The 20,677-nt window shown below is 68.0% G+C and carries 14 protein-coding genes; 12 read left to right on the forward strand and 2 right to left on the reverse strand.

Annotation, left to right across the window (positions count from 1 at the left end; translation table 11 throughout):
• Positions 1–263 precede the first annotated feature (263 nt).
• Both ACWDZ7_RS24190 and ACWDZ7_RS24195 read right to left on the reverse strand, forming a co-directional pair.
• Complete coding sequence (locus ACWDZ7_RS24190; protein WP_451799664.1) at positions 264–4,259, reverse strand: GH92 family glycosyl hydrolase; 3,996 nt, start codon at positions 4,257–4,259, stop codon at positions 264–266.
• A gap of 176 nt (positions 4,260–4,435) precedes the next feature.
• Positions 4,436–4,885: a nuclear transport factor 2 family protein gene (locus tag ACWDZ7_RS24195; RefSeq protein WP_451799665.1), complete on the reverse strand. Its 450-nt coding sequence runs from the start codon at positions 4,883–4,885 to the stop codon at positions 4,436–4,438.
• Positions 4,886–5,321: 436 nt separating this feature from the next.
• Here ACWDZ7_RS24195 and ngcE point away from each other — a divergent pair, with 436 nt between their 5' ends.
• The 12 genes from ngcE (at position 5,322) to ACWDZ7_RS24255 (ending at position 20,603) form a co-directional block, all read left to right on the forward strand.
• Complete coding sequence (gene ngcE / locus ACWDZ7_RS24200) at positions 5,322–6,755, forward strand: N-acetylglucosamine/diacetylchitobiose ABC transporter substrate-binding protein (protein WP_451799666.1); 1,434 nt, start codon at positions 5,322–5,324, stop codon at positions 6,753–6,755.
• A gap of 146 nt (positions 6,756–6,901) precedes the next feature.
• Positions 6,902–7,816, forward strand: coding sequence for a carbohydrate ABC transporter permease (locus ACWDZ7_RS24205; protein ID WP_451799710.1), 915 nt, complete (start codon positions 6,902–6,904; stop codon positions 7,814–7,816).
• A 21-nt stretch (positions 7,817–7,837) separates the two neighbouring features.
• Complete coding sequence (locus ACWDZ7_RS24210) at positions 7,838–8,734, forward strand: carbohydrate ABC transporter permease (protein WP_451799668.1); 897 nt, start codon at positions 7,838–7,840, stop codon at positions 8,732–8,734.
• A 149-nt stretch (positions 8,735–8,883) separates the two neighbouring features.
• Positions 8,884–10,146 (forward strand): extracellular solute-binding protein, encoded by a 1,263-nt coding sequence (locus ACWDZ7_RS24215; protein WP_451799669.1) that lies wholly within the window; start codon positions 8,884–8,886, stop codon positions 10,144–10,146.
• Positions 10,147–10,200: 54 nt separating this feature from the next.
• Positions 10,201–11,148: a carbohydrate ABC transporter permease gene (locus tag ACWDZ7_RS24220; protein WP_451799670.1), complete on the forward strand. Its 948-nt coding sequence runs from the start codon at positions 10,201–10,203 to the stop codon at positions 11,146–11,148.
• The gene (locus ACWDZ7_RS24225; protein ID WP_451513420.1) at positions 11,148–12,020 is read left to right on the forward strand and encodes a carbohydrate ABC transporter permease; all 873 of its coding nucleotides are present in this window, start codon (positions 11,148–11,150) and stop codon (positions 12,018–12,020) included. Before ACWDZ7_RS24220 ends, ACWDZ7_RS24225 begins: the two co-directional genes overlap by 1 nt.
• A gap of 183 nt (positions 12,021–12,203) precedes the next feature.
• Positions 12,204–13,403: an ROK family transcriptional regulator gene (locus ACWDZ7_RS24230; RefSeq protein WP_451799672.1), complete on the forward strand. Its 1,200-nt coding sequence runs from the start codon at positions 12,204–12,206 to the stop codon at positions 13,401–13,403.
• 122 nt (positions 13,404–13,525) lie between these two features.
• A complete protein-coding gene (locus ACWDZ7_RS24235; protein WP_451799674.1) occupies positions 13,526–14,623 on the forward strand; it encodes a substrate-binding domain-containing protein in 1,098 nt (365 codons plus the stop codon).
• 116 nt (positions 14,624–14,739) lie between these two features.
• Complete coding sequence (locus ACWDZ7_RS24240) at positions 14,740–15,540, forward strand: ATP-binding cassette domain-containing protein (RefSeq protein ID WP_451799676.1); 801 nt, start codon at positions 14,740–14,742, stop codon at positions 15,538–15,540.
• Entirely contained in the window at positions 15,537–16,853 is a 1,317-nt protein-coding gene (locus ACWDZ7_RS24245) for a sugar ABC transporter permease (protein WP_451799677.1), read from the forward strand. Before ACWDZ7_RS24240 ends, ACWDZ7_RS24245 begins: the two co-directional genes overlap by 4 nt.
• 163 nt (positions 16,854–17,016) lie before the next feature.
• Positions 17,017–18,945, forward strand: coding sequence for a 1-deoxy-D-xylulose-5-phosphate synthase (gene dxs / locus ACWDZ7_RS24250; protein ID WP_451799679.1), 1,929 nt, complete (start codon positions 17,017–17,019; stop codon positions 18,943–18,945).
• A 155-nt stretch (positions 18,946–19,100) separates the two neighbouring features.
• Positions 19,101–20,603, forward strand: coding sequence for an amino acid permease (locus ACWDZ7_RS24255; RefSeq protein ID WP_451799681.1), 1,503 nt, complete (start codon positions 19,101–19,103; stop codon positions 20,601–20,603).
• Positions 20,604–20,677 lie beyond the last annotated feature (74 nt).

Genomic DNA, 20,677 nt, shown 5'->3' on the forward strand with positions numbered 1-20,677 from the left:
ATGGATGGCATGCCCGAGTCACATTCAGCGACACGCGCGTTCATCAGAACGAGGGACAAAAGTGATACGAGCATCGGTTCGGTCGACCCCGCGTACGCCGTGCACGCATCCGACGACCACACACCCTCGAACACGCCCACGGCCTTTGGACGCACCCTCGACACGCCCCCCAGACACCCCGAGACGCCCCTGAACGCAAAGAACCGTGCGGCGCCGACATTTGTCAGCGCCGCACGGTCACGGTCCGGCAGGAACCGCTCAGCTCAGGACAGCAACTCCACCTCCGCCAGCGTCGCGGAACCGTCCGGCACCAGCCGGTAGTGGAGGTACGTCCCCGGGTGGGCCACGGTGAACACCCGGGTCTGCTGGTCCCAGGCGAAGGACTCACCGGAGCGCTTGTCCACGGTCTTCCACTCCTGTCCGTCGGCGGAGCCCTGCAGCACCCAGCCGCGCGGCGCCTTCGCCTTGTCGGTGGACGACGTCAGCGTGTACTGCACCGCCTCGGTTTTCCCGGTGACAGGAAGCTCCACCGCTGAACCCGAAGTGGCGTCCGTGGCCGACGAGTTGTCGAAGAGCGCGCCCTCGCCCTTGAGGGAGTCCTTCCTCGGCGACGGCACCTTGTCGTCCTGCGTGATCGACGTCGGCTGGGCGTGCTTGCCGGAGCCCCACGAGGACGGCTTCGGGCCCATGTCGAACTCCAGGACCCCGCCGCGCGCGATCAGCTCGTGCGGCAGCGCGGTCGACTTCCACGCCTTGCCGTTGACCTTGAGGCCCTGGACGTAGATGTTCTTCGCGCTGTTCTTCGGCGCCTTGACGACCAGGTCGCGGCCGTTGTCCAGGTGCACGGTCATCTTCGTGAACTGCGGCGACCCGATCGCGTACTCGCCGCTGCCCATGACCAGCGGATAGAAGCCGAGCGAGGAGAAGAGGTACCAGCCGGACTGCTCGCCGTTGTCCTCGTCGCCGTGGTAGCCCTGGCCGATCTCGCTGCCGGTGTAGAGGCGGGAGAGGACCTCGCGTACCTTCTCCTGCGTCTTCCACGGCTGCCCGGCCGCGTCGTACATGTACGCGGCGTGGTGGGCGACCTGGTTGGAGTGCCCGTACATGCCCATGCGCACGTCACGCGCCTCCGTCATCTCGTGGATGACGCCTCCGTAGGAGCCCGCGAACTCGGCGGAGCCGGTCTCAGGGGTCGCGAAGTACGTGTCGAGCTTCTCGCCGAGGCCCTTGCGGCCGCCGTACAGGTTCGCCAGACCGCGCGAGTCCTGCGGCGCCGTGAAGGCGTAACCCCAGGCGTTCGTCTCGGTGTAGTCGTGACCCCACACGCGCGGGTCGAACTTCTCCGAAGGCACCCGCCAGACACCCTTGGCGTCCTTGCCCTGGAAGAAGCCGGGAGGCGAAGCGGGGGGCGAACCGGGTGACGTGGCGGGTGACGTGCCCGCGCCTGCCGCCTTGTCGTCGAACAGATTCACGTAATCGCGGGCGCGGTTCAGGAAGTACGCGGACTCCTCCTTGTAGCGCTTCTCGCCCGTCTTCTTGTAGAGGGCCGCGCCCATGCGGGAGATGCCGTAGTCGTTGAGGTAGCCCTCCAGCGCCCACGACATGCCCTCGTGCGTCTCGCTGCTCGTGTAGCCGAGGAAGGGAGAGGTCTTCATGCCCTTGCGGCCGACGCCCGAACTCGGCGGTACGACCGTCGCGTTCTTCAGGGCCGCCTCGTACGCGGCCTTCGCGTCGAACTTCACGTCCTTGACGTACGCGTCGGCGAACGCGACGTCGGAGGAGGTGCCCGTCATCAGATCCGCGTACCCCGGCGAGGACCAGCGCGAGGTCCAGCCGCCGTCCTTGTACTGCTGCACGAACCCGTCGACCAGCTCACCCGCCTTCTTCGGAGTGAGGAGGGAGTACGCGGGCCACGTCGTCCTGTAGGTGTCCCAGAAGCCGTTGTTGACGTACGGCTTGCCCTCGACGATTTTCGCGCCGGTGTGGGTCGGGGTGTCGGGCCCGGTCTGCGGCGAGAACGGCGAGGCGTACTTGTACGTGGCCTTGCCGCCCGCCTTGCCACCTTCCTTGCCACCTCCCTTGCCGACCTTCTCGAAGCCCGAGTTGGGGTAGAGGTACAGCCGGTAGAGCGAGGAGTACAGGCTCGTCAGCTGGCCCTGGCTCGCCCCCTCGACCTCCACCTTGCCGAGGATGGCGTCCCACTGCTTCTGGGCGCGGTCCTTGACGCGGCCGAAGGAGGTGCCCGCCGGGATCTCCTCGTCGAGATTGGCCTTCGCCTGGTCCACGCTGATGAGAGACGTGGCGAGACGGAGACTGACGGCGCGGTCCTTGCCCGCCTCGAAGCGGAGGTAGCCGGTGACGTCACCGCCACCGCCGCCTTCGAGCTTGCCGCCCGCCGTGACGGGTGAGTCGAAGGTTCCGTAGACGAACAGGCGCGTGGCGCCCGTCGACAGTCCGGACTTGACGTCCGAGAAGCCGGAGACGACACCCCGCTCCTTGTCGAGAGTGAGGCCGGCCTTGTCCGAGACGTTGTCGAAGATGACGCTCGCGTCGTCACCAGGATAGGTGAACTTCATCATCGCGGCATGGTCCGTGGGCGCCATCTCGGCCTTCAGACCGTTCTCGAACGTCACGCCGTAGTAGTGCGGGCGCGCCGTCTCCCTCTCGTGCCGGAAGGGCAGCGCCCGCTTGGTCCGCGAGGCGCTCGGCGTGTCCTTGTCGACGGACGGCATCATCTGGAACGTCTGCCGGTCACCCATCCACGGGCTCGGCTCATGGCTCGCGCTGAACGCCTGGATCGTCGGCAGGTTGTCGTCGTTGTTGCCGCGTGCGTAGTCGTACAGCCAGCTCAGGGAGCCCGCGTTCGTCACCGGCGTCCAGAAGTTGAAGCCGTGCGGGACGGCTGTCGCCGGGAAGTTGTTGCCGCGCGAGAAGCCGCCGCTGGAGTTGGTGCCGCGTGTCGTGTCCGCGTAGTCGGAAGGGTGCGCCTTGGGCCTCGGCGGGGCCTTCTCCTTCAAGGACACGTCGTCCAGCCAGCCGCGGAACTTCGCCGGGCCCTTGGGAGCGTCGTACGCGAGGAGGACCCGGTCGACCGTCTTGCCGCGCGCGACCTGGCCTATGCGCGAGGCGACGTTGTTCCACTGGTTGACGTAGAGCACCTTGGCGGCGCCCTGGCCGCGCGGGCTCAGCGGGAAGCCGTGCTGGTCGGTGGCGCCGAGGTCGCTCAGATAGGTGCCGTCGGTGAACGCCAGGTCCACGGCGACGTTCGTGGCCGCGTAGTCGAGGTCGCCCTCGGCCATCGAGGGGAAGACGCGATAGCTCAGCTCGGTGTCCCGCCGCACCGGAACGTCGACATCGAAGACCTTGTTGTACGAGTAGCCGTGACCGTCGGCCTTGTGGGTGCCCGCATAGCGCAGCGCGTGCTTGCCCGTGAACCCGGCGCGCGACTTCGCGGTGGGGGAGCCGCTGGGGCCGCGGTCCACCAGGCTCAGCATGTCCTCGGGGGCGGGGGCCTGCGTGCCGCCCACCGACAGGTGTACGTCGGCGAGTTGCAGGATGTCGGCGGCGCCGTTGTTCGCGGTGACGTCGAGACGGAAATGGGAGTACGCCGGCGCGTCGGCCCCGCCCGCGACGTCGTACTTCTTCATCCTGTGCCGGCCGTCGAACGCCTCGCCCTCGCGCCCGTCGAGGACCTTCCAGTCCTTGCCGTCCGTGGAACCCTTGAGGGTCCAGTCCTTCGGGTCGCGCGGGGCGTGGTCGTTCGCCGATGTCAGCGCGTACGTCACGACCTTGGCGGGCGCGTCCAGGTCGAACTCGACCCAGCCGTCCTTCGCGAACGTCAGCCACTTGCTGGTCGCCTCGCCGTCGACGAGGTTCTCCGCGACCTCGCCCGAGCCCGCGTTCTCGCCGCTGGCCCGGACCTCGGTGACGTGGTCCATCACGCTGCCGGGCAGACCGGAGCTGAACTCGCCGTTGACGCCCGAGGCCTTCTTCTTGCCGCCGGGACCGGTCTCGACGGTGCTCAGCCAGTCCGGCTGGGCGTCACCGTCCTCGAACGAGGAGGCGAACGCCCGGCCGGTGCCGGGCGGTTGCGGGGCCTTGGCGGCAGCGGCTCCCTGGGCGGCCCCTTGGGCAGCCCCCTGCGTGGCCACGACGAGTGCCAGCGCCAGCGCCGACGCGCCGACGACCACGACCGATCGGGGTCCGGGCGTTCCCGGACGGTGGTGTCTGTAACGAGGTCTGCGTGCCGTGTACGGCATCCCCGAGCCCCTCCTTGCGAGTTGGACAACGTTGTCACGATCGCTGCGCAAGGTCTAGTAGGGAGTCAAGTGGCGCGGGGTGTCAAGGCTGTTGACGGGTTTCCCGGGACGGGCGGCCGACGGCCGCTGAGTGCCGCCATCGACGAGGGCTGAGACCAGCGGGCCCGCAGCAGCTCTCAGCCTGCCGCCGCGCGCCCCGCGCAGGCGTCGGCGATGGCCTGAGTGTCCCAGTAGAACGGACGGACCTCGGTGATCTGCCCGTCCCTGACCGTGATTGTCTGCAAAATCGGGAAGCTGAGTTCACGGCCGGTCGCACGGGCGCGGGCACGGACCTGAGTGAGCACGACCGCGGTCTCACCGGTGGCGAGGAACTCCTGCTCCACCATGTCGAACGCCTCCCAGGCCTGCTCCATCGCGAGGAAGAACCGCGCCATTCCCTCGTGCCCACGCCAAGTACCTCCGTACGGCAGGGCATCGGCTTGACGCAGCTCGACATCCGCCGCGAAGAAGGGCGCGAGCAAATCGAACGAGGCCTCGCCAGGACCGCCGGCCGCCAGGTACTCGGCCTCAGCCGCGTACATGCCGGTGAGGACTGTCACGGAGTCTGTAGTCGTTGAGATCGTCATGGCGCCAGCATGGTCAGCGACGGCGCGTCCTGCTCGCGGAAATCGGACGTCGCAGTCGGGCGGCCCCGGCAGTCATCGAGCCACCGGCGGGGAGATGAAGAGGGCCCTGCCCGAGGCAGTCTCGGGCCCCCAGAAGCACCCCAGCCCCACCCGCGGCGGCCCCGCGGGAAAGTCCATGCGAACTGCCGCGAAAGTCCACGCGCCGGCGAGGCGATGTGCGAGAGGTTTTGACCAGGGGTCTTCGCAGGTCTCAACTCGGAAAACGTCCGGGGGAAACCGGTATTCGATCTTGCCGAGTCAACCGGAAGTGGACTATACCTGTCGGCATTCGCGCTGCAGTTACGGCACCACCGCACGACCCCAGCTTCACACCACCGCGGTGCCGGGGAGGGTCCGGTTCACCGCCTGAGTCCTGTTGGAAGGCGAGGACTTGAGCATGGGATCCACCAGCGTCAACCGTCGTGATGTCATGAAGAGGGCGGCGGCCGCCGGTCTGCTCGCGGTGCCGGCCGTCGGGGCGCTCAGCTCCTGTGCCAGCGGGGGCGGCTCGGAGAACAAGGCCGAGAAGGGCGAGAAGTCCAAGAAGAACCCGCTCGGCGTGAAGGCGGACGCGGGGCTGACCGTCTACATCTTCAACGGCGGCTACGGCGACAAGTACGCCCAGTTCGTCACGGACATGTACGCCGAGAAGTACCCCAAGGCCGCACCGGAGCAGAAGGCGACCGAGAAGATCGCCACCCAGGTGCAGCCGAAGATCGTCCGGGGCAAGCCCACGGCGGACGTCGTCAACAACTCCGGCGCCGAGCAGATGAACATCGGCAAGCTCGTGCACAACAAGCAGGTCGCCGACCTCGGTGAGCTGCTCGACGCCCCCTCCTGGGACGACCCGGACGTCACCGTCCGCGAGACCCTGGTGCCGGTCGTCGAGCAGATGGGCCGCTTCGGGGGCGAGGAGTGCTACCAGCTCAACATCGCCCTGACGGTGTACGGCAACTGGTACTCCAAGAAGCTGCTGGAGGACGGTCTCGACTCCGCGTACCCGAAGACCTGGGACGAGATGCTCGCGGTCTGCAAGAAGGCCAAGGCCAAGGGCATCCACGGCTGGAGCTATCCGGGCGGTCACCCGCGCTACATGTTCTTCAGCATGTACGCGATGTTCGCCCAGCGCGGCGGCCGCGACGTCACCGAGGCGATGGACTACCTGGAGCCGGGCGCCTGGCAGCACGACGCCGTCAAGGACGTCTTCGAGGCCTGGGAGGAACTGGTCGCCAAGAAGTACGTGCTGACCGGCTTCGACGGCACCGAGGCGCACACCGAGATGCAGACCGCGTGGACGCAGGGCGGCAAGTGTCTCTTCGTACCCAACGGCTCCTGGGTGGAGAACGAGGCGAAGGACACCACGCCCAAGGACTTCCGGATGACGGTGGGCGCCACCCCGTCCCTCGACTCCGGCGACAAGATGCCCTTCGGCACGCTCTACGCCCCGGCCGGTGAGCCCTTCATCGTCCCCGCCAAGGCGAGGAACCGGCAGGGCGGCCTGGAGTGGCTGCGGATGATGTACAGCAAGGAAGCGGCCCTCAACCTCTTCAAGGAGGTCGGCTCGATGCCCGTCGTCAAGGGTGCCATCGACGGCGAGGACCTGCCGTCGGGCACGGCGAGCGCACAGGCGGCGATCAAGGCGGCCGGTGACAACATCGTCATCCCGCAGTTCATGGACTGGTACAACGAGCTGTTCCGCGAGGACTTCAACAACATGATCCACAAGTTCATGCAGGGCCAGATCGGACCCAAGCAGGCGATGGACACCATGCAGAAGGCCAGCGAGCGGATCCTGAAGGACCCCGACATCAGCAAGGTCAAGAAGGCCTGAGCGGCGACGTGAAGACCGACGCCAAGGTGGATGACCCTCCACCCTCGAAGAAGCAGGTGGCGGAGCGCAGCGCTCCGCCCGGTCCGGCGAACGGGCTGCTGCTGTGCCTGGCGGTGCTCACACCACCCCGGTTCACCCCGAAGCGAGTGCGCTACGACCGGCGCTACCGCACGCTCGACAAGTACCGCTTCATCGTGGGCTTCCTGGCCGTGCCGCTCGCCTTCTACGCGCTCTTCGTCATCTCGCCCTTTCTCCAGGCGATCTACTACTCGTTCACCGACTGGTCCGGCGGGCCCGTCGCGAACTTCGTCGGGTTCGACAACTACCAGAAGATGTGGAACGACGACCGCTTCTGGGACTCCCTCAAGGTCAGCACCCTCCTGCTCGTCATCGCCCCCTTCTGCACCCTCGTACTCGGCATGTTCTTCGCCTACATGATCACCGCGGGCGGCCGGCACCGCAGGGGACAGGCCATCGCGGGTGTCGCCGGATCGTCGTTCTACAAGGTCGTCTACTTCTTTCCGCAGGTCCTGTCCGTCGCCATCATCGCCGTGGTGTGGGGGCGCGTCTTCAACACCAACAGCGGGCTCGTCAACGGCGGGCTCGACAAGCTCGGCGTCGACGGGCCGGCCTGGCTCGGCGGCGACCGGACGCTCGGGCTTCTCGCGCTGCTCACCGTGATCAGCTGGAGCTTCATCGGCTTCTACGTCGTGCTGTTCTCCGCCGCGATGGGGGCGATCCCCAAGGACATCTACGAAGCCGCGCTCCTGGACGGCGCGGGGCGCGCCCGCACCTTCTTCGGCGTCACGCTCCCGCTGATCCGGGACACCGTGCGCACCGGCTGGATCTACATGGGAATCCAGGCGCTCGACACCTTCGCGATCTGCCTGGTGATGGTGCCCCCGCACGTCCTGAAGGTCACCCCGGTCTTCCTCTACGAACGCTTCCGTGACGGCCAGTACGGCTACGCCACGTCCATCGGCGTCGTCCTCCTCGTCCTGAGCATGGCGTTCTCCCTGATCGTCATGCGGGTCGGGAATCGCGACCGGATCGAATACTGAGACCGCGGGAGCCACTGCATCATGACCACGACCGCCGCCGCCGCGCCCCGCCCCGAGGCCACCGAGGCCCCCCGCCGCGAGAAGGAGGCGGGCGGCACCACCCTCAACGTCTTCTCGCACGCCTTCCTCGTCCTGTGGGTCGTCCTCGCCGCCGGGCCGCTGATCTGGGTCGCGCTCACCGCGTTCCGGCCCTCGGCCGAGATCCTCAGCGATCCGATGGGCTGGCCCGCCTCCTTCCACTGGGAGAACTTCACCAACGCGTGGAACAAGGCCAACATCGGGCAGTACACGCTCAACTCACTGATCATCCTGGCCGGTTCACTGACCGGCACGATGCTGCTCGGCTCGATGGCGGCGTACGTCATCGCCCGCTTCACCTTCCCCGGCAACCGCCTGATCTTCATGCTCTTCGCGGGCGGCATGATGTTCCCGGTCATCCTCGCCCTCGTCCCGCTCTTCGCCGTGATGGAGAACTTCGGGCTCCTCGACACCCGGCCGGGCCTGATGATCGCGTACATCGCGTACTCGCTGCCGTTCACCACCTTCTTCCTGACCTCCTTCTTCCGTACGCTGCCGACCGGCGTGCAGGAGGCGGCGATGGTCGACGGGGCCTCGCACACCCGCACCTTCTTCCAGATCATGCTGCCGATGGCCAAGCCGGGCCTGGTCAGCATCGGCATCTTCAACTTCCTCGGCCAGTGGAACCAGTACCTGCTTCCGCTGCTGCTCAACAACGAGGAGGAGAAGAGCTACGTACTGCCCCAGGGACTCGCCTCGCTGGCGGTCTCCCAGGGCTACCGCGGCGACTGGGGAGCGCTCTTCGCGGGCCTGACGATCGCCATGGTCCCGGTGCTCGTCGTCTACGCGGTCTTCCAGCGCCAGGTGCAGGCCGGTCTGACCGCCGGGGCCCTCAAGTGACCTGCCGGAGCAGGTGATTTCAGCTTGGCCACGAAAGTGGTCTAGGCCTGTCGAGGCGAATCGGGCCGTGAGTAGTGTCGGCGCCACGGCGCCGCGGGGGTGCGACTGTACGCGCTCAAGTCGACACCGATGTCGAAGGGTTGAACAGCATGAGGAATCGAATGGTCGCCACCGGTGCGGCAACGCTCTGCATGGCGCTGGGACTCACCGCCTGCGGCGGGGACAGCGACAGCGGCGACAGCAAGACGATCAAACTCGTCGCCGCCGACTACGGCGACAAGGCCTCCAACGCCTCCAAGGTGTACTGGAACCAGGTCAAGAAGGAATTCGAGAAGGCCAACAAGGGCTACGAGGTCGACGTCCAGGTCATCAACTGGAACGAGATCGACAAGTCCGTGAAGAACATGATCCAGGCTGGCGACGAGCCGGATCTGCTCCAGACCGGCGGCTACGCCGACAAGGTCGCCGACGACCTCCTCTACAAGGCGGACGAGGTGATGTCCGCCAAGACCCGCGAGAACCTCATCCCCACCTTCGCCAAGGCCGGTGAGGTCGACGGCACCCAGTACGGCATACCGTGGGTCTCCTCAAGCCGCGTGATGTTCTACAACAAGGACGTCTTCAAGAAGGCCGGCGTGAAGACCCCGCCGAAGACCTGGGACGAACTCGCCGCCGCCGCGAAGAAGATCAAGGACAAGAAGGCCGCAGAGACCCCGTACGCCCTGCCGCTCGGCCCCGAGGAGACCCAGGGCGAGACGATGATGTGGGAGCTGGGCAACGGCGGCGGCTACACCGACGCGGACGGCAAGTACACCATCGACAGCGCCCAGAACGTCGAGACCTTCGAGTGGCTCAAGGCCAAGCTGGTCAAGCCCGGCCTCACCTACGCCAACCCCGCCTCCACCGACCGCAAGACGGCCTTCGCCGACTTCGCGGCCGGCAAGGTCGGCATGCTCAACGGTCACCCCAGCCTCATCCAGATGGCCAAGGAGGGCAACGTCGACTACGGCGTCGTGCCCATCCCCGGCAAGGAGGGGCCGCTGGAGAGCACCCTCGGCGTGGCCGACTGGATGATGGCGTTCAAGGACGGCGGCGCGGAGAAGGAGGGCGTGAAGAAGTTCCTGGACTTCACGTACTCCAAGAAGATGCTGGCGTTCGACGAGATGTACAACCTGATGCCGGTCACCCAGGACGCCCTGAAGACCATGCAGAGCAACGGCAAGCACAAGGACCTGGAGCCGTTCTTCGAGGTGCTGCCGAACGCCAAGTTCTACCCGCTGGGCGACACCTCCTGGGACCTCGTCTCCGCCGAGATCAAGAAGACCGGCGGCAAGGCCGTCGTCGACGACCCGAAGCAGGTCCTCGGCGACCTCCAGAAGAAGGCGGAGTCGGCGGCCGCCGACGCCAAGTAGCCCACCCCTCGTCCAACTGGTTCGCACAGTCCACCCGGTTCGCAAGGAGACCTTGTGTCACTGAAGGCCCCTCCGTCCCCGGCCGGCCCAGGCCGGGGACGGGGCGGGCGCGCGGCCAGGCCGGTGAGCCGCCGCAGCGGCATCGCCCGGCTCGGCCCGCTGCCCTGGATAGCGCCCGTCATCCTGCTGATCCTCGCCGTGGTCGTCTGGCCCGTCATCGAGCTGATCCGCACCTCGTTCCTCAACATCTCCATCTCCGGCAAGGTGCGCGGCAGCGCCGGGACCGACAAGTTCAAGAAGCTCTTCGAGGAGAGCGACTTCGGGGCCGTCCTGACCTGGACCGTCATCTGGACGGTCGTCGTCGTCACCGTCACGATGCTGCTCTCCCTGGCCCTCGCCCAGCTCTTCAACCAGAAGTTCCCGGGCCGCCGCATCACCCGCTGGGCGCTCATCGCCCCCTGGGCGGCCTCCGTCCTGATGACCGCCATCGGCTTCAAGTGGATGCTCAACCAGACCGCGGGCGTCCTCAACACCGTGATGCTTGACCTCGGCCTCATCGACAGCTCCAGGGACTGGCTCGGCAAGCCGGAGACCGCCTGGCCCTGGATGATGGCCGTCGCCGTCTTCGTCTCCCTGCCCTTCACCACGTACACGCTCCTCGCCGGGCTCCAGACGATCCCGCAGGACGTCTACGAGGCGTCGCGGATCGACGGGGCCGGGCCCTGGCAGACGTACCGCCACATCACGCTGCCGATGCTGCGGCCCGCCTTCCTCGTCGGCGTGGTCATCAACCTCATCAACGTCTTCAACTCCTTCCCGATCATCTGGGCCATGACCCAGGGCGGTCCGGGCTACGACACCTCCACGTCGATGGTGTTCATGTACAAGCTGAAGGAGACCGACATCGGTGAGTCCGCGGCCATGTCGGTCGTCAACTTCCTGATGGTCGTGGTGCTCGTGCTGATCTTCCTGAAGGTCAGCCGGTGGAACGAGGAGGACTGATGGCCACCGCGACGGCGACCCGCCCCGCGCCCGAGAAGGGCCGCACACCCAAACGCGCCTTCCGGCCCCGCACCCTGGTCATCACGGCCTGCGCCTGGCTCCTGGCGGCGGTCTTCCTCGCGCCGTACCTGGAGATGATCGTCACCGCGCTGCGCCCCAAGGAGGAGCTGCGGGACCGCACGTACCTGCCCCAGAACCTGGAGTGGGCCAACTTCATCGACGTCTGGAAGGAGTCCGAGCTAGGACAGAACCTCCAGGTCACCCTGCTCGTGGCGGGCGGCGCCACGCTGCTGGTCCTGCTCGTCTCGCTGCCCGCCGCGTACTACACGGCACGCATGCGCTACCGGGGCCGCAAGCTCTTCCTGCTCCTGGTCCTGGTCACCCAGATGTTCCAGCCCACGGCCCTGCTCGTCGGCCTCTACCGCGAGTTCCACCAGCTGGACATGCTGAACTCGGTCTGGACGCTGATCCTCACCAACGCGGCGTTCAACCTCGCCTTCGCCGTGTGGATCCTGACGGCGTACATCAGCTCGATCCCCCCGGAGCTGGAGGAGGCCGCCATGGTGGACGGCACCAGCCGCTTCGGCGCCATGATCAGGGTGACGCTGCCGCTCGCGCTCCCCGGCGTGGTCACGGCCGTGATCTTCACCTTCATCACGTCCTGGAACGAGTTCGTGATGGGCCTGACCCTCACGACCGAGCCGGACAAACAGCCGCTGACGGTCGGCATCAACAACTTCATCGGCAACTACACGGTCCAGTGGAACTACCTCTTCGCCGCGTCCGTGGTCGCCATCGTGCCGGTCATCGTGCTGTTCGCCTTCATCGAGCGGCATGTGGTGTCGGGGCTCACGGCGGGGTCGGTGAAGTAGCGGCGTCCGAAACCGGGCCCGGCGGGAGGTGCCTTCCGCCGGGCCCGGTTTTTTTCCGCTGTTCCAGTGGCGTCTATTTCCGTCAAGGACTTGACTGCGCCAACCCCTTCATCGGAGCTTGGAGTTCACAACTTGTACGGGCGGCCCTGTGCCGTACGTCATACGGCAAAGGTGGAAGAGTCAATGGAGACTCCGGGGTCGCAGTCCTCTCTGCACCGGGCCAACCTGGAGCGGGTCGTACGCGCCGTACGGCTCGCCGGGTCGCTCACGCAGGCGGAGATCGCAAGGACGACGGGCCTGTCGGCGGCGACGGTCTCCAACATCGTGCGGGAGCTGAAGGACGGCGGAACGGTCGAGGTCACGCCCACCTCGGCGGGCGGCAGGCGGGCCCGCAGCGTCTCGCTCAGCGGCGACGCTGGCATCGTCATCGGCGTCGATTTCGGACATACGCATCTGCGCGTGGCGGTCGGCAACCTCGCCCACCAGGTGCTCGCCGAGGAGGCCGAGCCGCTGGACGTGGACGCGTCCGCCGCGCAGGGCTTCGACCGGGCCGAGCAGCTGGTCAGCAGGCTGCTCGCGGGCACCGGCGTGGACCGCGCGAAGATCACCGGCGTGGGGCTCGGCGTGCCGGGGCCCATCGACGTGGAGTCCGGGACGCTCGGCTCGACCTCGATCCTGCCTGGCTGGACCGGCACCAAGCCCGCCGAGGAGCTGGGCGCCCGCCTCGGCGTGCCGGTGCACGTGGACAACGACGCCAACCTCGGCGCGCTCGGCGAGCTGGTCTGGGGGAGCGGCCGCGGGGTCAAGGACCTGGCGTACATCAAGGTCGCGAGCGGTGTCGGCGCGGGGCTCGTGATCAGCGGGCGGATCTACCGGGGGCCCGGCGGCACCGCCGGGGAGATCGGCCACATCACCCTCGACGAGTCGGGTCCGGTCTGCCGCTGCGGCAACCGCGGCTGCCTGGAGACCTTCACCGCCGCCCGTTATGTCCTGCCGCTGCTCCAGTCCAGCCACGGCACGGACCTCACCATGGAGCGCGTGGTGGGCCTCGCGCGGGACGGTGACCCGGGGTGCCGGCGCGTGATCGCCGACGTCGGGCGGCACATCGGCAGCGGCGTCGCGAATCTCTGCAACCTCCTCAACCCCTCCCGGGTCGTCCTCGGCGGCGACCTCGCGGAGGCCGGTGAGCTGGTGCTCGGCCCCATCCGGGAGTCCGTCGGGCGGTACGCGATCCCGAGCGCGGCGCGTCAACTGACCGTGCTTCCCGGGGCACTTGGCGGCCGCGCCGAGGTGCTCGGCGCGCTGGCCCTCGCACTCAGCGAGATGGGCGATTCAACCCTTTTGGACGGAACGCTCCCCGCGGGCGCACCTGCCTTCACTTAGATAACGCATGGCACCGTTGTCATCTCGTTAAGGATTTACTCCTTGACGCTGGTGTGGCGGCCGAGTTGACTTCGAGCCACCTCGGCCGCAACGACGCGGCCTCGTCAGGGAGGCACCCCACCATGAACGCAGTGACGCGTCGCGTCGTCATAGGCACGGCCGCGGTTTCGATGGCACTGGCCATGACCGCGTGCGGCAAGGCCGGAGACGGCGACGACAAGGGCAGCGGCGGCGACACCAAGACCATTGGTCTGCTGCTCCCCGAGAACAAGACCACCCGGTACGAGACCTTCGACCGCCCCATCATGGAGGCGAAGATCAAGGAACTCTGCTCGGACTGCAAGGTCAAGTACAACAACGCCGCTCAGGACATCGAGAACCAGAAGAAGCAGTTCGACGCCCTCATCACCCAGGGCGTCAAGGTGATCATTCTGGACGCGGTCGACTACAAGTCCACCAAGTCCTGGGTCGAGCGGGCCGACAAGCAGGGCGTGAAGGTCGTCGCGTACGACCGCCTCGCCGAGGGCCCGCTCGCCGCCTACGTCAGTTACGACAACGAGAAGATCGGCCGCCTCCAGGGCGGGGCCATGGTCAAGGCGCTCGGCTCCAAGGCCAAGGACGCCAACGTCGTCATGATCAACGGCTCGCCGACCGACCCGAACGCCCCCTTCTTCAAGAAGGGCGCCCACTCGGTGCTCGACAAGAAGGTCAAGAAGATCGCGTACGAGCAGGACATCCCGGACTGGTCGCCGGACGAGGCGAACCGCAAGATGTCCTCCGCGATCGACAAGCTCGGCAAGGACGGCATCCAGGGCGTCTACGCCGCCAACGACGGCATGGCGGGCGGCGTGATCACCGCCCTCAAGCAGCGCGGCATCAAGGTCCCGGTCGGTGGCCAGGACGCCGAACTCGCGGGCGTGCAGCGCCTGCTGAGCGGCGACCAGGACTACACGATCTACAAGGAGATCAAGCCGGAGGCCGAGACCACCGCCGAGATCGCCGTGGCGCTGCTCCAGGACAAGGCCATCGACGCGATCACCGACCGCAAGGTCGACTCGCTCAGCGGCGACTTCAAGGGCATCCCGGCCAAGCTGTACGACGCGCAGGCGATCACCAAGAACGAGGTCGCCGACACGATCGTCAAGGACAAGGTCTACAAGGTCGGCGAGATCTGCACCGCCCAGTACAAGAAGGCGTGCGACGCCGCGGGCATCAAGTAACCCCGCTTCCCGTACCGGTCCGGTGCCCGCCCCGTTCATCCGCCCCGCAAACGGGGGGCGGGCACCGGCCCTGCCCTTGCTGCACCACCATCCCCGCCGGTCAGGCGGCGAAGGAGATGATTCACGTGTCCGCTACGCCCGTGCTGGCGTTGCGCGGGGTCTCCAAGCGGTTCGGCGCCGTCCAGGCGCTCACGGACGTAGACCTCGAAATCCACACCGGTGAGGTGGTCGCCCTGGTCGGCGACAACGGCGCCGGCAAGTCCACCCTCGTCAAGACGATCTCGGGCGTCCACCCGATCGACGACGGCACCATCGAGTGGGAGGGCCGCCCGGTCCGCATCGGCCGGCCGCACGACGCCCAGAACCTCGGCGTGGCCACCGTCTACCAGGACCTCGCCCTCTGCGACAACCTCGATGTCGTCGCCAACCTCTTCCTCGGCAGCGAGCTGAAGAGCGTCTCCGTCCTCGACGAGATCAAGATGGAGAAGCGGGCCAGGGAGCTCCTGGACACCCTCTCCATCCGCATACCCAGCGTCCGCATCCCGGTCGCGGCGCTCTCCGGCGGTCAGCGCCAGGTCGTCGCCATCGCCCGCGCGCTGGTCGGCGACCCCAAGGTCGTCATCCTCGACGAGCCCACCGCGGCCCTCGGCGTCGAGCAGACCGCACAGGTCCTCGACCTGGTGGAGCGGCTGCGCGAGCGCGGTCACGGCGTGATCCTCATCAGCCACAACATGGCCGACGTGAAGGCCGTCGCGGACAAGGTCGCGGTGCTGCGGCTCGGCCGCAACAACGGCATCTTCCCCGTCGCCGACACCACCAACGAAGAGATCATCGCCGCGATCACCGGCGCCACGGACAACGCCGTGACCCGCCGCAAGGCGCGTACGGCCACGGCACCGAAGGAGGGAGCGAAGTGAGCGACCTCGCCAAGACCCCCAAGACCCCCCGGAACGCCGCGTCCTCCGCGTCCTCCTCCGGCGCCCCGGCCTCCGCCGCGCCCGCCCCCGCCGTCGACCCGCGCCTGCTCGTCCGCGAGGAGGGCCTGGCCGGCTACTGGACCGAGTTCAAGCGCAAGATGCGCGGCGGTGAGCTGGGCTCGCTGCCCGTCGTCATCGGCCTGATCGTCATCGCGGTCGTCTTCCAGCTGAAGAACGACCACTTCCTGGACGCGAGCAGCCTCGCGAACATCGCGGTCTTCACCTCCGGCCTCGGCATCATGGCCGTCGGCATCGTCTTCGTCCTGCTGCTCGGCGAGATCGACCTCTCGGTCGGTTCGGTGGCCGGCATGGGCGCGGCGGTCTGGGCCGTGCTCAGCGTCACCCATGGCCTCAACGACTGGCTCGCCGTCGTCCTCGCCATCCTGGCCGGACTGGTCATCGGCGCCGTCCACGGGTTCTTCTTCGCCAAGATCGGCGTGCCCGCCTTCGTGGTCACCCTCGCGGGCTTCCTCGGCTGGAGCGGTCTGCAGATCTGGCTGATGGGCGGCGAGGGGAGCATCAACACTCCCGAGGGCAGCGTCGTCGAGGACCTCACCGGGCACTTCTTCGCGGAGAAGGGCGCGGCCTACGGTCTCGCCGCCGTCGCGATCATCGCGTACGCCGCGTCCCTGCTGCTCGACAGCAGGCGCCGCAAGGCCGCCGGGCTGCCCTCGCGCCCGGTCAGCGAGATCGTGCTGCGCACGGTCGTCGTCGCCGTCCTCGCGGGCGGCGCCGCGTACGTCCTGAACGAGCCGGTCGGGGCCCGCGGGCTGCCGCTGGCCCTGGTGCTCTTCCTCGCCGTCCTGGTGATCGCGGACTTCGTGGCGCGGCGCACCACCTTCGGCCGCCAGGTCTTCGCGGTCGGCGGCAACGCGGAGGCCGCACGCCGGGCCGGCATCAACGTCGACCGGGTCCGGATCACCGTCTTCGCGATCTCCGGCATGCTGGCGGCCTTCGGCGGCCTGTTCGTGGCGAGCCTCTCCGGTGGCGCCACGAAGAGCCTGGGCGGCGGCAACACGCTGATGATGGTGATCGCGGCGGCCGTCATCGGCGGGACGAGCCTCTTCGGCGGGCGCGGCAAGGTGTGGTCCGCGCTCCTCGGCATGCTCGTGATCCAGTCGATCCAGCAGGGGCTGAACCTGCTGGGCATGGCGAGTGAGATTCAGTACATGATCACGGGTGCGGTGCTGCTCGCGGCGGTGGTCATCGACTCTGTTTCGCGGCGTACCCAGAAGTCGGCGGGGCGGGCGTAGCGCTCGGCCGGGGCTTTCCCCGCGTCCCTGCCAAGGGGCGCGGGGTTTCCGTGTGTCCGGGAAATGTGCCTCCCGGAGGCGGGTGCCTGTCGCGGAACATTAGACTCGACAGACCCGGCAACGCTCGAACAGCACATCTCAGCTCTACTGCAAGGAGGCACGGGTGCCGCTGCTGACCCGCATCACGGGACCGCGCGATCTGGACCGGCTCAGTCCCGAGGAGCTGAACCAGCTGGCCGGAGAGATCCGCAGCTTCCTCGTCGAGGCGGTCTCCAAGACCGGCGGCCATCTCGGCCCCAACCTCGGCGTGGTCGAGCTCACCATCGCCCTGCACCGCGTCTTCGAGTCGCCGCAGGACAAGGTCCTCTTCGACACCGGCCACCAGAGCTATGTGCACAAGCTGCTCACCGGCCGCCAGGACTTCGGCAAGCTGCGCACCAAGGGCGGCATCTCCGGCTACCCCTCGCGCGCCGAGTCCGAGCACGACGTGATCGAGAACAGCCACGCCTCCACGGTCCTCGGCTGGGCCGACGGCCTCGCCAAGGCGAACGAGGTGCGCGGCAAGGACGACCACGTCGTCGCCGTCATCGGTGACGGCGCGCTCACCGGCGGCATGGCCTGGGAGGCGCTGAACAACATCGCGGCCGCCAAGGACCGCCCGCTGGTCATCGTCGTCAACGACAACGAGCGTTCCTACGCCCCCACGATCGGTGGCCTCGCCAACCATCTCGCGACGCTGCGCACGACCGACGGCTACGAGCGGTTCCTCGCCCGCGGCAAGGACCTCCTGGAGCGCACGCCGGTCGTCGGCAGGCCGCTCTACGAGACGCTGCACGGCGCAAAGAAGGGCCTGAAGGACTTCATCGCCCCGCAGGGCATGTTCGAGGACCTCGGCCTGAAGTACGTCGGTCCGATCGACGGCCACGACATCGAGGCCCTGGAGTCCGCGCTGCAGCGCGCCAAGCGCTTCGGCGGCCCGGTCATCGTGCACTGCCTCACCGAGAAGGGCCGCGGCTACCAGCCCGCCGAGGAGGACGAGGCCGACCACTTCCACGGCATCGGCCCGATCCACCCCGACACCGGGCTGCCCATCGCCTCGGGCGGCATGGACTGGACGTCCGTCTTCGGCGAGGAGATGGTCAAGCTCGGCCGGGAGCGCGAGGACATCGTCGCCATCACGGCCGCCATGCTGCAGCCGGTCGGCCTGAAGAAGTTCGCCGAGGAGTTCCCCGACCGGGTCTACGACGTCGGCATCGCCGAGCAGCACGCGGCCGTCTCCGCGGCGGGCCTCGCCACCGGCGGCCTGCACCCCGTCTTCGCGGTCTACGCGACGTTCCTCAACCGCGCCTTCGACCAGCTCCTGATGGACGTGGCCCTGCACAAATGCGGCGTCACCTTCGTCCTGGACCGGGCGGGTGTCACCGGCACGGACGGCGCCTCGCACAACGGCATGTGGGACATGTCGATCCTCCAGTGCGTGCCGACCCTGCGGATCGCCGCGCCGCGCGACGCCGACCAGGTCCGCCTCCAGCTGCGCGAGGCCGTCGAGGTCGACGACGCGCCGACCGTCGTGCGCTACTCCAAGGGCGCGGTCGGCCCGGCGGTCAGGGCCGTCGGCAAGGTCGGCGGCATGGACGTGCTGCGCGAGGCGGGCGGCGAGAGGCCCGACGTGCTGCTGGTCTCCGTCGGCGCGCTCGCCCCCATGTGCCTGGAGATCGCCGGCCTGCTCGACAAGCAGGGCATCACCACGACCGTCGTCGACCCGCGCTGGGTCAAGCCGGTCGACGAGGCCATGGCGCCGCTCGCCGAGCGGCACCGCGTCGTCGTCACCGTCGAGGACAACTCCCGCGCGGGCGGCGTCGGTTCGGCGATCGCCCAGGCGCTGCGCGACGCGGGCGTGGACGTGCCGCTGCGCGACTTCGGCATCCCGCCGCGCTTCCTCGACCACGCCTCCCGCAAGGAGGTCATGGCCGAGATCGGCCTGACCGCCCCGGACATCGCCCGCCAGGTGACGGGTCTGGTCGCCAAGCTCGACGGACGGTACGAGCGCTCGGCCGCCGCCGTGGAGTCCGTGGAGCCCGCCCGCGACTGAGCGTCAACGTACGCGGCCGATGGGCCGGTCCCGACACCCTGTACGGGTGGTGGGACCGGCCCATTCGCGTGAATGGGCCCGTGCCGGGGCGTTGGGGGTACTCGGCCTCTCGATCATGTCGGGGACGACGGGACGACAAGCGTGGAGGTTCACCCGTGACAAGTACCCTGTTCCGAACAAAGAGCGTCGAGCAGTCCATCGAGGACACCGAGGAGCCGGAGCACGCGCTCAAGAAGTCGCTCTCCGCCCTCGACCTCACGGTCTTCGGCGTCGGCGTCATCATCGGCACCGGCATCTTCGTCCTGACCGGAAAGGTGGCCAAGGAGACCGCGGGGCCCGCCACCGCGCTCGCCTTCGTCGTCGCGGGCGTCGTCTGCGCGCTCGCCGCCCTCTGCTACGCGGAGTTCGCCTCGACCGTGCCGGTGGCCGGATCGGCGTACACCTTCTCCTACGCCTCACTGGGCGAACTGCCCGCCTGGATCATCGGCTGGGACCTGGTACTGGAGTTCGCCCTCGGCACCGCCGTGGTCGCCGTCGGCTGGTCCGGCTACGTCCGCTCGCTGATGGACAACGCGGGCTGGCATCTGCCGGAGGTGCTCACCGGGCCCGACGCCGCCGACGGCTTCGGCTTCGACATCCTCGCCTTCGCCCTGGTACTCGTCCTCACGGTCGTCCTCGTCCTCGGCATGAAGCTCTCCGCGCGCGTGACCACGGTCGTCGTGGCCATCAAGGTGGCCGTCGTCCTGATCGTCATCATCGCGGGCGCCTTCTTCATCAAGGCCGACAACTACAAGCCGTTCATCCCCAAGGCGCAGGAGGTGCCCCCGGGCGACAGCATCCAGTCGCCGCTGATCCAGCTGATGTTCGGCTACGCGCCCACCAACTTCGGCGTCCTCGGCATCTTCACGGCCGCCTCGGTCGTCTTCTTCGCCTTCATCGGCTTCGACATCGTGGCCACCGCCGCCGAGGAGACCAAGCTGCCGCAGCGCGACATGCCGCGCGGCATCCTCGGCTCCCTCCTCATCTGCACGGTCCTGTACGTCGCCGTGTCGATCGTCGTCACGGGCATGCAGCACTACAGCGAACTCTCCGTGGACGCCCCACTGGCCGACGCCTTCAAATCCACCGGGCACCCCGCCTACGCGGGCATCATCAGTTTCGGCGCCGCCGTCGGCCTCACCACCGTCTGCATGATCCTGCTGCTCGGCCAGACCCGCGTCTTCTTCGCGATGAGCAGGGACGGGCTGCTGCCCCGGTTCTTCTCGCACGTCCACCCGAAGTACAGGACACCGCACCGGCCGACCATCCTGCTCGGTGTGCTCATCGCGGTACTCGCCGGTTTCACCAGCCTCAACGAACTCGCCGAACTGGTGAACATCGGCACGCTCTTCGCCTTCGTCGTCGTCGCCCTGAGCGTCATCATCCTGCGCCGCACCCGCCCCGACCTGCCCCGTGCCTTCCGCACCCCGATGGTGCCCCTGGTGCCCATCCTCTCGGTGGCGGCCTCGGTGTGGCTGATGCTGAACCTGCCCGCCGAGACCTGGCTGCGGTTCGGCATCTGGATGGCGCTCGGCTTCGTCGTCTACTTCGCGTACGGGCGTTCGCACAGCCAGTTGGGCCTACGCGGGAAGCGGTTCCCCGCCGACGGCGCACGATAGTCACCCGCCATTCGGCAGGCATGTGGCTCCGGCCCCGTATGTCCCGATCCGTCGGGAACTGCGGGGCCGGATAG

The sequence above is a fragment of the Streptomyces sp. NPDC003032 genome (genome assembly GCF_053591415.1).

What these genes read in the sequence shown, in the direction of transcription:
- ACWDZ7_RS24190 (WP_451799664.1), bottom strand. Translation starts at nt 4,259, where the DNA reads ATGCCGTACACGGCACGCAGACCTCGTTACAGACACCACCGTCCGGGA.
- ACWDZ7_RS24195 (WP_451799665.1), bottom strand. Translation starts at nt 4,885, where the DNA reads ATGACGATCTCAACGACTACAGACTCCGTGACAGTCCTCACCGGCATG.
- ngcE (WP_451799666.1), top strand. Translation starts at nt 5,322, where the DNA reads ATGGGATCCACCAGCGTCAACCGTCGTGATGTCATGAAGAGGGCGGCG.
- ACWDZ7_RS24210 (WP_451799668.1), top strand. Translation starts at nt 7,838, where the DNA reads ATGACCACGACCGCCGCCGCCGCGCCCCGCCCCGAGGCCACCGAGGCC.
- ACWDZ7_RS24215 (WP_451799669.1), top strand. Translation starts at nt 8,884, where the DNA reads ATGAGGAATCGAATGGTCGCCACCGGTGCGGCAACGCTCTGCATGGCG.
- ACWDZ7_RS24225 (WP_451513420.1), top strand. Translation starts at nt 11,148, where the DNA reads ATGGCCACCGCGACGGCGACCCGCCCCGCGCCCGAGAAGGGCCGCACA.
- ACWDZ7_RS24230 (WP_451799672.1), top strand. Translation starts at nt 12,204, where the DNA reads ATGGAGACTCCGGGGTCGCAGTCCTCTCTGCACCGGGCCAACCTGGAG.
- ACWDZ7_RS24235 (WP_451799674.1), top strand. Translation starts at nt 13,526, where the DNA reads ATGAACGCAGTGACGCGTCGCGTCGTCATAGGCACGGCCGCGGTTTCG.
- ACWDZ7_RS24240 (WP_451799676.1), top strand. Translation starts at nt 14,740, where the DNA reads ATGATTCACGTGTCCGCTACGCCCGTGCTGGCGTTGCGCGGGGTCTCC.